Source organism: Eikenella corrodens (assembly GCF_003990355.1).
GTDB lineage: Bacteria > Pseudomonadota > Gammaproteobacteria > Burkholderiales > Neisseriaceae > Eikenella > Eikenella corrodens_B.
The window spans coordinates 2,102,883-2,115,814 of record NZ_CP034670.1 but is presented as its reverse complement, the minus strand read 5'-3'; the positions used below and the strand labels follow the sequence as shown (position 1 = coordinate 2,115,814).

The window sequence follows — 12,932 nt, the reverse complement described above, 5'->3', positions numbered from 1 at the left end:
GCTGCCTGAAAGGTCAAGCGGTTTTTCAGGTAGCCTGTATCAGGGCCAAAGCCTCCTGTTCGGAAAGTTCGTACACATACACATTGGCCTGGATAAAGCATTCGTCCCACCAGTAGCCGGATTCGCTGTAGTCCCACTGCCGGGTGTGCCGGTTGAAGAAGGCGCAGTCGAAAACGTTGCCTTCTTCGTCTTCGTCGCCGCGCACGATGATGTCGGGGCGGCCGGCCACCAGCCGGTATTGGTATTTCATTTCACCTGCTCCTTACCTTGGCCCGGATGCTGCGGATGCCGGGCGGGTTGGGGATCTGCCGGCTCAGTTCCGCCATCTGCCGCCGCAGCTGCGCCCGCCTCTCGGGATGGGTGGCGCGGTCACGGGCTTCTTCATACAGTTTGTGCAGATCGTTGTGTTTCAGCCGGAAGCTCTGCTCAGTATGGAATTGTACCTCAAACATCTGCCCGTTGCGGCTGACCGTGGTGTTGATCCCCTTGTATACCGCGTCGTTGCGCCAAGTGTTGGATACCCCGATGGTCTGGTAGCCGCGCGCGGCCAGCTGCTCCTGTATCTGCCGGTATTGCTTCACGAAGTCCCGCTCGTCCAGCAGCACCGTGTAGCGCAGCGCGTCATTGATCTGCCGCCCGATTTCGGCAGGCGTTTCCCGCCGCGATGCCATCTGCGCCTCAATCTTGCGCAGCAGCGAATCGCGGCCTTTGAAGCGGTGCTCCAGCCCGGCCAGCCGGGCGCGGTTGGCGGCGGCTATGCTTTGCAGGTCGGCGGTTGCCGCCGGCTCGATGGCGGCGGCGCGCCCCAGCAGCGCATCGGCCTCCTCCGCCATCGCCTTGCGCACCGCGCCCACTGTCGGGTTGGGCGTGCCCATATCCTCCACCTTCACTATTTCCGTATAGCTGAAGGTGTTGGGATGGGCGGGGTAGGGGATCAGGTCGAGCGGGTACACCCCTTGCCCCATACCGTATAAATCCGCCGCCGCGTGCTCGTCGCAAATATCCACCCGCGGATGCTGCGGCCCCAGCATAAAGCGCATCCCGACCACGCCGGGGGTGTTGCGGGCGATTTCCCGCTGCCGCTCGAAATGCGCGCGGTTGATTTCGGTGCGCAGCACGCGGCGGAATTTCATCGCCGCATTGTTCGGGTTGGTCAGCAATCCGGCTTCCAGCCGTTTGGCCACGGCGCCCGCGCCGGCTTCCTCCAGCGCCTGCCGCAGCTCCGGCGTGAGTTTCAGCGTGCGCTGCAGGGTGTGCTCCGCATCCCAGCCGCGTTGCACCGCCACATCCACAATACTTTTTAAGTCGCGCGCCGCGCCGGCATGGATGCGCCACAGTCGCGCCGACAAGTTCAACCCATCCTTCTGCGGCGTATCCAGCAGGTGCCGCACCAGTAGCCGTTCTGCTTCCGGCTCACGCCGGCGGCCGCGCCAGCCCAATGCTGCTGCCGCCGCTGCGGCCAGCATGCCATCGTGCAGCAGTCTATTCTGTACCTGTTCCAGCTGCTTCAGCTCGCTATCCAGCAGGCGGTGGATTTCCGCCAGTTCGACAATGCCGATGTGCTCGTAATCGGCCACCTGCTGCCGGATGCGTTTGCCGGCGGCACGGTAGGCTGCCCGGCTGGACTGCTCCATCGCCGCCACCAGTGCCCAGGTTTCGGCCAAATCAGGCCGCGAATGCGGTGCGCGAGGGATATCATCCATGATTGCCCACGCTCGTCATACTCTCTCCCTTCGGTGCGTTACCCGGCGTTACCTTCACGCTCGGCACATGCGCATCCTCTGGGTAAGGGTCGTAGTTCTTTTCATCGTTCTCACGCCGCTGTTCCACATCGGCCGGGTTGTAGCCCAGCTCCTCCCAAATCATCGACTGCGGCAATTGCAGTGCTTTCAGTTTCAGCGCCCGGTCGGTGGTCTGGTTCAGTGTTTCGGTGCGCCGTTCGGCAAATGACACCCTGAAATTTTCCGCATCGGCCGGGATGCCCTGCAGCAGCAGGTGTAAGCGGAAGCCCTGCTGGTACACCATCGCCAGCACGTCCTGTATCTGATCCACTTCGTCGTAGTAGTCGCGCTTCAAGTCTTCCAAGATGTCGCGCGCCAGCCCGTCGGTATAGCCAGCCAACCCTTTCGGCAAAGGGCTGCCTGAAAAAAAGCTGTCCAGCAAATACACCACATCGGCGATTTCGCCCATTGTGGCGTCGCCTTGTACCGCCTGCACCCCGCCCTTTTTGTTGCTGTAAAAGTCGGTGGTGATCTGGTCTTTGTTCGCCTCGGTATGCTGGCGGTATTCTTCCAAATCCTCCGCGCTCGCCCCTTCCAACACATGCGACAGGCGCATCGGGCTGCGGTGGTGGCGGCGGATCACTAAGTCGGTGTCCGTCAGCCGCAGTTTGCGCCAAATCTCGCGGCTGGCATCCAAAAACGGCCGGCCGAGAGAAGAGAGGTCATCAAAGTTGTCCGGGTCTTGCCGCGCCAGTGTCAGCTGCCACAGCCCGAACACTGCTATGTCTTGACCACGTTGGAAATCGTATTGCGCATAAGCCGCCGACACATCCTTGAAGCGGCCGTCGTTGCCCACTATTGGGCGGATGGTTTCCGCCGGCATGCGCACCGCTGCCACCACCTGCCCTTTATTATCCAGCACCCACTGCATCGGCAGGTTACCTTCCATCACCAGCCCGCGCGCATCCGATTTCAGTTTCTGCGCATTGTCCAGTTGCAGACGGCGTACGAATTCGCGCCATGCCTGCTGTACCCGCGCGCTCGGGTCGGCCTGCAGCAGCACCAATCCGCCGCGGGTCACGTCGCGCGCTACCCGGTTATGGATGCGCTTTACCCGCCCGTCTTCGCGATCCATGCGCCGGATATCCAGCACCACCGCGCGGTAGTCGTAGTCAATAGTTTCCCAGCTGTATTCCAGCCGCTGCTGCCGCTCCGGCGTTGGCCGCATCCCGATTTCGCTGGTTATGCCGTGCGCTTCCTCACCGGTCAGCATGGCATCGGATTGGCTGCGCCCGAAACGGCGCAGCAGCCTATTGATGATCCCCATTTTCGATTCGCTCCACTTTAACGATTGACCGCCAACCTTCGATCAGTCCCGCCTCATATAACCGGCGAATCATGTCGTCGTCCTCGCCGAAGGCGGCAATCCATTCCGCCCGCTTACGGGCCACTTCGATTTTTTCCTGCTCGGAAAGAGGGCGGGGTGGCGGTCGGTTCGGTTTCATAATTGCCCCAGTAGTTGCTCTTGGCTGATGCGCCGCGTCAGCACCACGCCCGGCTGGTAATTCTCGATACCGGCGGTAACCATTGCATATACCGCCGCGCAGGCCGCATCGAATAAGTCGTCGCCGATTTTCGGGTTCGCCATCTTGTAGGTGTTGTAGGCAGCGTTTTTCGCCGGCGCCGATTTCACATTACCCAGTTGCCTGATAAACAGCGCGAAATCGCTGCTGTCGGCACCGATTTCATCCAATCGGCTCGGCCCCCAACTGGTATTCGCCGCGTTTTTTGTCCGTAGCGCGTCGCTGCCGTCGTCCATATACGGGATGGCGGCCTGCCCGTTGTGAAAGGCGGTGCGCAGCAAGCTGGCCATATTATGTTTGGTCATCCCCTCGAAACGTATCGGGGCGAATGGCCAGTGCATCCACGTCGAAGCAGTCGATTGCCCATCACCGATACTGCGTCGGTCGATATCGGTGAGACCGCGAGCAAACAGCATATCGTTCAGGTTGGTCAGCATACCCAAGCCATAGGCGTCGCCCATCGCGTAATCCGGGCGGAAATACTCCCAAAAGCCGAACAGGTCACGCTGCACCACCGCATCATCGGTTCCCGCCGGCCACGTTTTCACAAACGGGAAGGTGGCAAAATTCCCCACCTGCTCGCACACCACCAAAGCAGACTTGGAAGCATGTGCGCTCTCGCCGTGGCCGGAATGGTCATAACCGAAACTGAGCAATCCTTTCTTACGGTAGCGGCCGCCTGGCAGCGGGCAGGCAGCCTGCAAACCGGCCGACAAGCCCACCGCCATCGCCCGGCGAATGTATTTTTCCCAAATATGGTTCTGCGCCGAAGCGTTGATGCACAAGAACTGCCGTATCCACTCTGAATCCGGTAACTGTTCCTTCATCTCATCCACAAACGCCTGATTCAAAATCCCCAGTTCGATACCGAGATACACGTCTACCGGCGGCAATACATGGTAGCCGCCGGTATCAATCAACTGGGTCAGCACGTCCGCCCCTTTGTACACGCCGGTGATACGGATCTGCGGGTCGAAACTCACCGAGCTGTCCACCCCCAGGCGCCGGGCCGAACCCAGCATCGGCAGGAAGCGGGAAAATAGCCGGTCGGCCGGCATGTCGTCGATTTCTTCCAGCGAACCGATACTCAGGCCGTCACCGTCAATTTGGCTCATGATACCGTAGCAGACGGCCTTGCTGCCGTTGTGGAACTGGTAACGGGTATCGGCAATCTGTCGCCGCCCGGATTTATAGCCGATCCAACCACTCAAAATCGGGCTGCGTCGGATGGCATCGATGTGATACATCAGGTTGGTTTGGCTCTGCTGTAAGCGTGGCGCCACAATCCCTTCTTCTTGGAAAGGGGTAGTAGCCAAATATTCCAGGCAGTACATTTCTTTCACTGCAGTTTTACCGGTTCGGCGGCAGGAAAAATCCACCGTATTGCGGTGGTCGTCCATCTCCTGCATCTTCAACACCTGCATCGGGTCGAGATCGACGTTGTGCACATGCTTGTGCCACAAGGCATGCGGCCTGATGCCGGTAACCGGGTCGGGGCGGGCATAGCGCATGATTTCCTGCTCGGCACTATGCTGTATTTGGATGCGTTGGGCGGCGGTCGTCATGCAGCCTCCGTCTGTGGAGCCAACTGCGCCAAATAAGCCGCCCATTCCTCATGGCAGTCGCGGCACACGTCCAAATATTGCAACTGCTCGTGCCCGTCCAATTTGGCGCCGCAGTCGGCACAGTATTCCGACGGCAGCATCAATCCACCTTTAACCCGAAAAAACATACATAAAATACCGCGGCGAATACCAACCAACCGCAATGCGGTACCCGTTCTTTCGCCGACAGATAGGCTACATACACGATTGCCACCTTGCTACCCAGAAACAGGGCGCTGATTGCAAACTCTTTCATGATTTATCCCCGTTCTGCTGCCGGTATTCAATCAATACCGGGTCTTGCTGTTTGCGTTCGTTAGCGCGTTTTGCCAGTACCGATAAATTTTCCAGCGCTTTGGCACTGCGCTCGGAGTATTCCAAAAGCGACTGCTGGGTGGCGGCATCCTGTTTCAGGTGGCCTAATGCCTGCTCTTCCTGCTCGATGACTTTCGGTGTCATACCCATATCGGCCAGCGACAGACCGTTTTTGCTCAAGAAATCCTGCAGGCTGCGAATCAGCGGATGGGAGTGGACTTCGTAAATCACCTTCATCTCGCCGCTGGCCCGGTCGAGGTATTCGCCGATCACTACATTGCCTTCCTGATCCACCTTCCATGCCGGTGCGCGCAAGACCACGCCGTCCGCCACAATCGTCTGCAGTATCTGCTGGACGATAGCGGTAATGGCCGCCTGCATATCGGCATAAATCTCGGTCAAATACCGTGGGTCGCGCTGCTCGAACGCGGCGTGGTGCAGCATAAACAGCTGCGTCTGCTTTACGCAGGCCGGCTGGCTGCGGCAGTATTCGCGGTCCACCGTACAGGTGCGGCAGGCCGGGTAGCCGTCCGGCTTGGCCGGGAAATAGGTGGCGGTGCGGGCATTCATGCCGTGCTTGAGCGCATTGAAGCGGGTCCTCCGTGTTTCCTCCGGCGTCGGGTGGCCTTCCAGATTCTTACGCACCGCCGCCTTGCCTTCCGCCGTCTTCGGACCGGTGGCATTCGCCCAACCCTTCATTAGGTTGCGGTGCCAGGCCGCCTGGGCGCAGGTCTCCCCGCATTTCGGGCAGGCTGCCTGATAGGCAAACGGGTGCCACTCGTATTCAGGCGCATCCAGCACCGTTTGCGGGGCACATTCAAAAGTGTGCTTGCAGGCGGTGCAACGGAAAACAACGGTGTCGAGGGATTGGGAAGAATGGTCGGTCATACGGGCATTAAACGACCAAAGACAAGAACAAAACAGGGGTATTTTTGGCACAAGATAGGCAGTAAAATTTGCCCGGAACAGGAAAGGGAAGTATGAAACGAGCAATTATCTACGTGCGGGTCAGCACTGCCCGCCAAGCTGATGAGGGCATTTCCATCGATGCCCAAACCGATCAATGCAAAAAGAAAGCCAAAGAGCTTGGCGCCAGCGTGTTACAGATATTCCGCGATGAAGGCGTCACCGGCACTTCAGCCATGAAGCGCCAGGCATTCCAGCGCGCCATCCATTACTGCGCGGTAAACGATGTGGACTATTTCATTGTGTGGTCTACTTCGCGATTTGCCCGCAATAAGCTGGATGCCGCCAGCTACAAACTGCTGCTGCGTGAAAGCGGCACCCGCCTGGTATATGCATCGATGAATATCGATAGCGACACTGACGAAGGCTGGTTCACCGATTCGATTATGGAGATTATGGATGAGCAGGTGTCGCGCCAAATCAGCCGAGACACCCGCCGCGCCATGCTGAAAAACGCGGAAGAAGGCTGGTTTAACGGCGGACGCGCACCGTTCGGCTATCAAATAACCAGCCAGGGCAAACGCCGTAAACTGGTGCCGAACGATGCCGAAAAAACATTGGTGCAGGAAGCCTTCCGCCGTTTTGCGGCGGGGGAGGGTGCCATTGCCATCGCCCGCAGCTTTACTGGGCGCGGCTATACCCGGCGCGGGGCTGAATGGCAGGCCGCCAGTCTGTCGCATATGCTGAAAAACCGTGTCTACATCGGTCAGACCGTGTATAACAAACGCAGCGGCAACAAACCCAACCCGCCGGAAGAGTGGATTATTCGGCAAACCCACGAGCCGTTGGTTTCGGAAAAAGATTTCGAAGCTGTACAAAAACGCTACCGGCCGGATTATAAGCAAACCGGCAGCCCTTCCAGCCGTTTCCTATTCACCGGTTTGCTGCGGTGCGGTCACTGCGGCAAAGCCATGAGCATTGAAACCGCTACCAGCAAAACCAAACGTCGCTACAATTACTACAACTGCAGCGGCTTCAAGAAAGGTTGCAATTGCATATCGCGCCGCATATCGGCCGAAAAGCTGGATGACTACCTGCTAAATATTGTGGTCGATAAACTGCTTACCCAAGAAGTGGTCAGCGATTTTATTGGTGAGGCTTATCGGAAATACGTCGAAAAACGTACCAATAATGCCGAGCAGCGCAAACTACTACAGCAAGAACTCACCGAACTACGCCGCCGGCGCAATACCCTGTTTGAACTGGTGGAATCAGGGCTATCCGGTTCAGACAGCCGCTCCCTGCTTGAGCGCGTGGCCGGTTATGATGAACGGGAACAAACCCTGCTCATCGAACTCGATAAGCTGGCTGGCGCGCCCGATGTTGATGCAATCCCGGAGATTGATGTCGACAGCGCATTACGCACACTGAAAACTATCCTCCTGAATACTGCAAATGAAAAAAAGCTCCGCATTTTATTGCAGAGCTTTATCAGGAAAATTGATATAAATCCCACTGAAGTGGTTATACACTACAACCCGGAACGAATTATCAACGATTCTATAGGGGTTCATAGTACGGAAAGTTGGCACGCCCAGGGGGAATCGAACCCCCGTTACCGCCGTGAAAGGGCGATGTCCTAACCGCTAGACGATGGGCGCGGATAAATTGTGGCGCACCCGGAGCGATTCGAACGCCCGACCCTCTGGTTCGTAGCCAGATACTCTATCCAACTGAGCTACGGGTGCGCTATGAAGTTTTGAATTATAGTCAGGCTTATTTTTTAAGTCAAGCTATTTCGCCGGAAATATTCTCTCATCTGTGTATAATGTTGGCTAGCTGTTTCATTTATCGGTAAAAATAAATGTACCGGGAGCTGTTTTATCAACAGCCCTAAATTGTGGCTTAATCTTCAGGTAGCCTTTCCCAGTTTGCAGGCTACCTGAAACTTGGCAAATTCCAGTAAACCCGCTATAAACCGTCTCATTATTATCTATTCCAAACTTTGCCCATATGTCCGAAACCGCCTCCCTCCAACTAGCCAAACAACTTATCGCCCAAGCCTCCGTTACCCCGGACGACCACGGCTGCCAAGAGATAATCGCCGAGCGCCTGCGCGCCATCGGCTTTACTGTCGAGCCCATGCCCTTCGGCCAAACGCAAAACCTGTGGGCGCGGCGCGGCAACGGCACGCCTCTGGTGTGCTTTGCCGGGCATACCGACGTTGTCCCGCCCGGCCCGGCCGAAGCCTGGGCTTCTCCGCCGTTTCAGCCCGCCGAACGCAACGGCCAGCTCTACGGGCGCGGCGCAGCCGATATGAAAACCAGCATTGCCTGTTTCATCACCGCCTGCGAACGCTTCCTTGCGCAATATCCGCAATTTTCAGGCAGCCTCGCCCTGCTGATTACTTCAGACGAAGAGGGCGACGGCAAAGACGGCACCGTGCGCGTGGTGGAAACCCTGCGTACACGCGGCGAGCATATCGACTACTGCATCGTCGGCGAGCCGACTGCCGAACGCGAATTGGGCGACACCATCAAAAACGGCCGTCGCGGCTCGCTTTCAGGTAGCCTCACCATCCGTGGCAAACAAGGCCACATCGCCTATCCCCACCTAGCCGCCAACCCCGTCCACCTTGCCGCCCCCGCCCTGGCCGAACTCACCACCGAGCATTGGGACAACGGCAACGCCTACTTCCCGCCCACCGGCTTCCAAGTCTCCAACATCCACGCCGGCACCGGCGCCACCAACGTCATCCCCGGCGAGCTATCCGTCCGGTTCAACTTCCGTTTCTCCACCGAATCCGATGCCGAGAGCCTGCAACGCCGCGTGGAAGCCATCTTGGAGAAACACCGTCTGCAATACAGCCTCCAATGGCAGCTCTCCGGCCAACCCTTCCTAACCGAAACCGGCCGCCTCACCCAAGCCGCCCAAGCCGCCATTGCCGAAGAGTGCGGCATTCAAGCCGTGCTCTCCACCGGCGGCGGCACATCGGACGGCCGCTTTATCAAAGCCATTGCCCGCGAACTCATCGAGCTTGGCCCGGTGAATGAAAGCATCCACCAGATCGACGAGCACGTCGAACTTGCCGCCATCCCCCGCCTCTCCGCCGTCTACGAAAATATCCTGCGCCGCCTGCTGCTTGGTTAGGCCCGTTGGATATCTCAAATTGAATGCCACAAAATTTCAGGTAGCCTGCTCTGCCCACAGGCTACCTGAAATTTAGCTTCCTACAGCGTTGGCTTGCTTTGCCGTGCTACTTACTGTCTGCTCTTCGCTGTATTGGTGTGAAGAGATCATTATAGTGAATTATAGTAAATTAAATTTAAACCGGTACAGCGTTGTCTCGCCTTGCCGTAACGTGTGTACTGTCTGCGGCTCGCCGCCTTGTCCTGATTTTTGTTAATCCGCTATATTTCAGCGATGGCTGCCGATTTTTGATTGGAGGCTACCTGAAAATCCTAAAGTTACTAGGCCAGACAAAAGCCGCCCCGACAAACGGGACGGCTCAATAATCATCACAGCGGATTAAGTCCGCTCAACAAACACGGCACCTTTTTCTTCTACCACACTCTCGGGTGGCAGGCCGCGCAGTTCGGCCAGTTTGGCCGCAATTTGCGCTTGGGCGGCGGTACACAATTCTTGCCGCGTTTTGCCTTCCGGCGGAATCGGTTCCAGAAAATACAGCACGCCTTCGCTGCGCTTTTGCGGCAGGATGCGGCAAAACGACTCCCACAGGCTGGTGTCGCCGCAATAGGCCATATTGGTGTTCGGGCTGCCGTCTTCGTTCGGGTAGTACACCAATACCGGCCACACCGGCTGTTTGGCAATGATGGCGGTATCGAACAGCCCGCTCTTAAACGGTTTGATGCCGTGCCCGTCGGTGCTCGTGCCTTCGGGGAACACCACGGCGTAGTCCTTTTCCGCCAAAATCTGCAACAGCACATCCATCACCTGCTGTGACGATTGGCGGTTGCCGCGTTTGATGAATACCGTGTCCACCCGCGCCACCAGCCAGCCGATTACCGGCCAGTCGCGCACTTCCTGCTTGGCCACAAAGCGCACGGCCTGTACGGAGTTGATGAGGAAAATATCCAGCCAGGAGATGTGGTTGCCCACCATAAACTGGCCGCCCTCGGCGAAAAAACGCTCCGCACCGTGCACGGTCAGTTTGGTGCCGAACACTTTCATGCACCGGCGCGACCAGCGCTGAATCCGCCATTGGCGTTTGGCCTTGTCTTCACGGCCGAAAAACAAGGCTACCTGAAAGCAGCCCCACAACAAAACGGCGGCCACTCCAAATAGCCTGACAATCAGTCTGAGCTTACGCATCAGCTAACCTTATCTCCTGACTTATTTAACAAAATGTTTGGCATAACGCGGATGGATATTGGCCATCGGCATCATCACCAGCATATCGGCACTGCCGAAATCCTTGTCCCAATGCGGCTCGCCGCAAATCCATACGCCGGCGCGCAGATAGCCCTTCATCAGGGGCGGCGCTTCCACCTCCAAATCCTGCCGCAGTTCGTTCAGCGGCAGCGGCACTTTCGGGAATACGCGGTATTCCTCGGGCGAATAATGGGTTTGCTTGAGCTGGTTAAACAGGCTGGCGGCGTAGTGCCCGCCGTCGTCCACATGCACACTGCCGCAGCCGATCATGTATTCCAGGCCGTGCGCCTGCATGAAGCTGATCAAACCCATCCACAGCAGCGAAATCGTGCCGCCGGTGCGGTAGTCCTTATGTACGCAGGCGCGCCCCAGCTCCACGGTTTTGGGCAGAATGTGGCGGATGCGGGAGAGGTCGAATTCGGAATCGGAATACCAGCCTCCGGCAGCTTTGGCCGCCTCTTCGGTAATCAGGCGGTAGGTGCCGATGATGCGGCCGCTGGTTTTGTCGCGCACAATCAGGTGGCGGCAGAATTCATCATAACGGTCGATGTCGCGGCCGTTTTCGCCGTGTATGCCGGCGCCCATCTCGCGGCCGAAGATGTCGAACCGCAGGCGTTGTGCTTCTTCCACGGCATCAGCTTCGCGGGTTACACTCACCTCAAGATTGCCGCCGTCCACCAGCAGCCATTCTTGGTCTTTTGTCTGTTGCATGGGTGTTTCTCCTGAGAAACGTGCATTTTGCACAGGCCGAACTGTAAAGCCACAAGGCGCAAGTGGCAAGTAGATTGTTTGCCCGTGCGGCGGAAATGGCGGATTTAACAAAGGCTTTACTCAACAGTGGAATGGCACACTGTAGATTATTCAAGAATATTGCCGGCCAAATGGTTGCTCTAAAGTTAAAGTTTGTGCCTTCTGGCAGCCCTATCAATCCATAGCTAACAGGCTGCCTGAAAGCCTGCCTGAGTAATCGAAAACTTTCAGGTAGCCTCTTACGTTCTCCGTAAAAACCGTGGCGGTACTTCCTTAATCAGCCACACTTTGTTGGCTGTTAAGTAAAACACAAAACCCTGCCGCCACATCAGCCCGGCCTGCACTTCCAACACTAACGGCTTGCCGTGGCGGCTACCCACCGACACAGCCGTCTCCACATCACCTGACAAGTGCACATAATGCCGACTACCCGGCAGCAAGCCTTGCTCTTCAATAGCTTCGGCAAAACGCTGCGCCGTGCCGTGATACAGGATTTCCGGCGGCTCGGTTTCGGTGTAGGCAATATCCACTTGTGCCGTGGAATGCCCTTGCTCAGCACGGATTTTGCGGCCATCGGCAGACAGCGTAAACCGTTTTTTATTGTTGGTGGCCACCACTTCATGCAATAGTGGCAGGCTGATGTTGCGCCCGTGTGCCGCCGCTTGGGTTAATAATTCATCCACATCTGCCCAGCCTTCGCCATCCAGCGTCAAACCGATGGCTTCGGGATGGTGGCGCAGGATATAACTGAGAAATTTGCTTACGCCGGCGGTTGATTTGTCCATTGTGTTGCCTTTAAATCTGGTGTTTGGCTGAGCTTTAAGTATCGCACTGAGACTGAAAACGGGAAATATTAAACGAGCCCTACCGCATTTATCAAACCGTACCAGCTTAGTGAGGCTTCGCTCCGGCCAATCAGGGCTACCTGAAAACAAGGTTATCAGGTTAATCTAATAGGTAAGGCAATAATTTAAATACATTCTTCAACCGATGTCTCGTTTTAGGCTCGCCGCCTGCAAGATGTTGTATCCAGCAGCACATTCGATAAGTTCATCGCGATAGAACTTGAACCGGAAATGCTTTTTATGGTATAAAGCAAGCTTCGTTTCTATCTAATATTTTTTGAAGTTTGGAGAATAACCATGGCACGAGTTTGCAAAGTAACCGGGAAGCGGCCGATGTCCGGTAACAACGTATCGCACGCCAACAACAAAACCAAGCGCCGTTTTTTGCCGAACCTGCAATCGCGCCGTTTTTGGGTTGAGAGCGAAAACCGCTGGGTGCGCTTGCGCGTTTCCAACGCGGCTTTGCGTTTGATCGACAAAGTTGGCATTGATGCCGTTCTGGCTGATCTGCGCGCACGCGGCGAAGCCTAATCACATTAATTTAAGGAATTAGAGTCATGCGCGATAAAATCAAGCTGGAATCCAGCGCCGGCACAGGCCATTTCTACACCACCACCAAAAACAAGCGGACCACCCCCGGCAAATTCGAAATCAAAAAATTCGATCCGGTTGCCCGCAAGCACGTGGTTTACAAAGAAACCAAGCTGAAATAATCCTTCAGCCATACTTTCTACCCAAACTGCATTTTCTGCTTGGCAGAGAATGCAGTTTTCTATATCTGCCGTACTCGGGGTGTAGCCGCACTCAGGGCGTATC

The 12,932-nt window shown here is 56.7% G+C and carries 13 protein-coding genes, 2 tRNA genes and 1 pseudogene; 4 read left to right on the top strand and 12 right to left on the bottom strand.

Going from position 1 to position 12,932, the window contains the following annotated elements; all coding sequences use genetic code 11:
• Positions 1-25: 25 nt before the first annotated feature.
• From ELB75_RS10650 to ELB75_RS10620, 7 genes are all read right to left on the bottom strand, one after another.
• A complete protein-coding gene (locus ELB75_RS10650; protein ID WP_126983879.1) occupies positions 26-250 on the bottom strand; it encodes a hypothetical protein in 225 nt (74 codons plus the stop codon).
• Position 251: 1 nt separating this feature from the next.
• Positions 252-1,703 (bottom strand): hypothetical protein, encoded by a 1,452-nt coding sequence (locus ELB75_RS10645; protein WP_126983878.1) that lies wholly within the window; start codon positions 1,701-1,703, stop codon positions 252-254.
• Positions 1,696-3,048 carry a hypothetical protein gene (locus ELB75_RS10640; protein ID WP_126983877.1) on the bottom strand — a complete coding sequence of 451 codons (1,353 nt, stop codon included), beginning with the start codon at positions 3,046-3,048 and terminating at the stop codon, positions 1,696-1,698. Before ELB75_RS10640 ends, ELB75_RS10645 begins: the two co-directional genes overlap by 8 nt.
• Positions 3,032-3,226: a hypothetical protein gene (locus ELB75_RS10635; RefSeq protein ID WP_126983876.1), complete on the bottom strand. Its 195-nt coding sequence runs from the start codon at positions 3,224-3,226 to the stop codon at positions 3,032-3,034. Before ELB75_RS10635 ends, ELB75_RS10640 begins: the two co-directional genes overlap by 17 nt.
• A complete protein-coding gene (locus ELB75_RS10630; RefSeq protein WP_241236077.1) occupies positions 3,223-4,869 on the bottom strand; it encodes a hypothetical protein in 1,647 nt (548 codons plus the stop codon). Before ELB75_RS10630 ends, ELB75_RS10635 begins: the two co-directional genes overlap by 4 nt.
• Positions 4,866-5,036 carry a hypothetical protein gene (locus tag ELB75_RS12550; protein WP_206501453.1) on the bottom strand — a complete coding sequence of 57 codons (171 nt, stop codon included), beginning with the start codon at positions 5,034-5,036 and terminating at the stop codon, positions 4,866-4,868. The genes ELB75_RS10630 and ELB75_RS12550 overlap by 4 nt, the downstream gene beginning before the upstream one ends.
• A 124-nt stretch (positions 5,037-5,160) precedes the next feature.
• Positions 5,161-6,111, bottom strand: a complete 951-nt coding sequence (locus tag ELB75_RS10620; protein ID WP_126983874.1) for an FmdB family zinc ribbon protein — start codon at positions 6,109-6,111, stop codon at positions 5,161-5,163.
• Positions 6,112-6,203: 92 nt separating this feature from the next.
• On the opposite strand from ELB75_RS10620, the pseudogene ELB75_RS13285 reads away from it, so the two are divergent.
• Positions 6,204-7,172 (top strand): annotated as a pseudogene (locus ELB75_RS13285) (recombinase family protein); the annotation flags it as partial.
• 543 nt (positions 7,173-7,715) lie between these two features.
• On the opposite strand, the gene ELB75_RS10605 reads toward ELB75_RS13285, so the two are convergent.
• Together ELB75_RS10605 and ELB75_RS10600 are read right to left on the bottom strand one after the other, a co-directional pair.
• Positions 7,716-7,790, bottom strand: a tRNA-Glu gene (locus tag ELB75_RS10605).
• Between the two features lie 10 nt (positions 7,791-7,800).
• Positions 7,801-7,877, bottom strand: a tRNA-Arg gene (locus ELB75_RS10600).
• A 265-nt stretch (positions 7,878-8,142) separates the two neighbouring features.
• On the opposite strand from ELB75_RS10600, the gene dapE reads away from it, so the two are divergent.
• Positions 8,143-9,279 (top strand): succinyl-diaminopimelate desuccinylase, encoded by a 1,137-nt coding sequence (dapE, locus tag ELB75_RS10595; protein ID WP_126983873.1) that lies wholly within the window; start codon positions 8,143-8,145, stop codon positions 9,277-9,279.
• A gap of 378 nt (positions 9,280-9,657) precedes the next feature.
• Here dapE and ELB75_RS10590 read toward each other — a convergent pair whose 3' ends face one another.
• From ELB75_RS10590 to ELB75_RS10580, 3 genes are all read right to left on the bottom strand, one after another.
• Complete coding sequence (locus tag ELB75_RS10590) at positions 9,658-10,461, bottom strand: lysophospholipid acyltransferase family protein (RefSeq protein ID WP_126983872.1); 804 nt, start codon at positions 10,459-10,461, stop codon at positions 9,658-9,660.
• Positions 10,462-10,482: 21 nt separating this feature from the next.
• Complete coding sequence (locus tag ELB75_RS10585; protein ID WP_126983871.1) at positions 10,483-11,232, bottom strand: GNAT family N-acetyltransferase; 750 nt, start codon at positions 11,230-11,232, stop codon at positions 10,483-10,485.
• 278 nt (positions 11,233-11,510) lie between these two features.
• Positions 11,511-12,056, bottom strand: coding sequence for an RNA 2'-phosphotransferase (locus ELB75_RS10580; RefSeq protein ID WP_126983870.1), 546 nt, complete (start codon positions 12,054-12,056; stop codon positions 11,511-11,513).
• Between the two features lie 357 nt (positions 12,057-12,413).
• Here ELB75_RS10580 and rpmB point away from each other — a divergent pair, with 357 nt between their 5' ends.
• Positions 12,414-12,647, top strand: coding sequence for a 50S ribosomal protein L28 (gene rpmB, locus ELB75_RS10575; protein ID WP_035579964.1), 234 nt, complete (start codon positions 12,414-12,416; stop codon positions 12,645-12,647).
• 26 nt (positions 12,648-12,673) lie between these two features.
• Positions 12,674-12,829 carry a 50S ribosomal protein L33 gene (gene rpmG, locus ELB75_RS10570; protein WP_003822324.1) on the top strand — a complete coding sequence of 52 codons (156 nt, stop codon included), beginning with the start codon at positions 12,674-12,676 and terminating at the stop codon, positions 12,827-12,829.
• Positions 12,830-12,932 lie beyond the last annotated feature (103 nt).

Coding starts and splice junctions, on each gene's coding strand:
- ELB75_RS10650 (WP_126983879.1), bottom strand. CDS start 250: ATGAAATACCAATACCGGCTGGTGGCCGGCCGCCCCGACATCATCGTG.
- ELB75_RS10645 (WP_126983878.1), bottom strand. CDS start 1,703: ATGGATGATATCCCTCGCGCACCGCATTCGCGGCCTGATTTGGCCGAA.
- ELB75_RS10640 (WP_126983877.1), bottom strand. CDS start 3,048: ATGGGGATCATCAATAGGCTGCTGCGCCGTTTCGGGCGCAGCCAATCC.
- ELB75_RS10635 (WP_126983876.1), bottom strand. CDS start 3,226: ATGAAACCGAACCGACCGCCACCCCGCCCTCTTTCCGAGCAGGAAAAA.
- ELB75_RS10630 (WP_241236077.1), bottom strand. CDS start 4,869: ATGACGACCGCCGCCCAACGCATCCAAATACAGCATAGTGCCGAGCAG.
- ELB75_RS12550 (WP_206501453.1), bottom strand. CDS start 5,036: ATGTTTTTTCGGGTTAAAGGTGGATTGATGCTGCCGTCGGAATACTGT.
- ELB75_RS10620 (WP_126983874.1), bottom strand. CDS start 6,111: ATGACCGACCATTCTTCCCAATCCCTCGACACCGTTGTTTTCCGTTGC.
- dapE (WP_126983873.1), top strand. CDS start 8,143: ATGTCCGAAACCGCCTCCCTCCAACTAGCCAAACAACTTATCGCCCAA.
- ELB75_RS10590 (WP_126983872.1), bottom strand. CDS start 10,461: ATGCGTAAGCTCAGACTGATTGTCAGGCTATTTGGAGTGGCCGCCGTT.
- ELB75_RS10585 (WP_126983871.1), bottom strand. CDS start 11,232: ATGCAACAGACAAAAGACCAAGAATGGCTGCTGGTGGACGGCGGCAAT.
- ELB75_RS10580 (WP_126983870.1), bottom strand. CDS start 12,056: ATGGACAAATCAACCGCCGGCGTAAGCAAATTTCTCAGTTATATCCTG.
- rpmB (WP_035579964.1), top strand. CDS start 12,414: ATGGCACGAGTTTGCAAAGTAACCGGGAAGCGGCCGATGTCCGGTAAC.
- rpmG (WP_003822324.1), top strand. CDS start 12,674: ATGCGCGATAAAATCAAGCTGGAATCCAGCGCCGGCACAGGCCATTTC.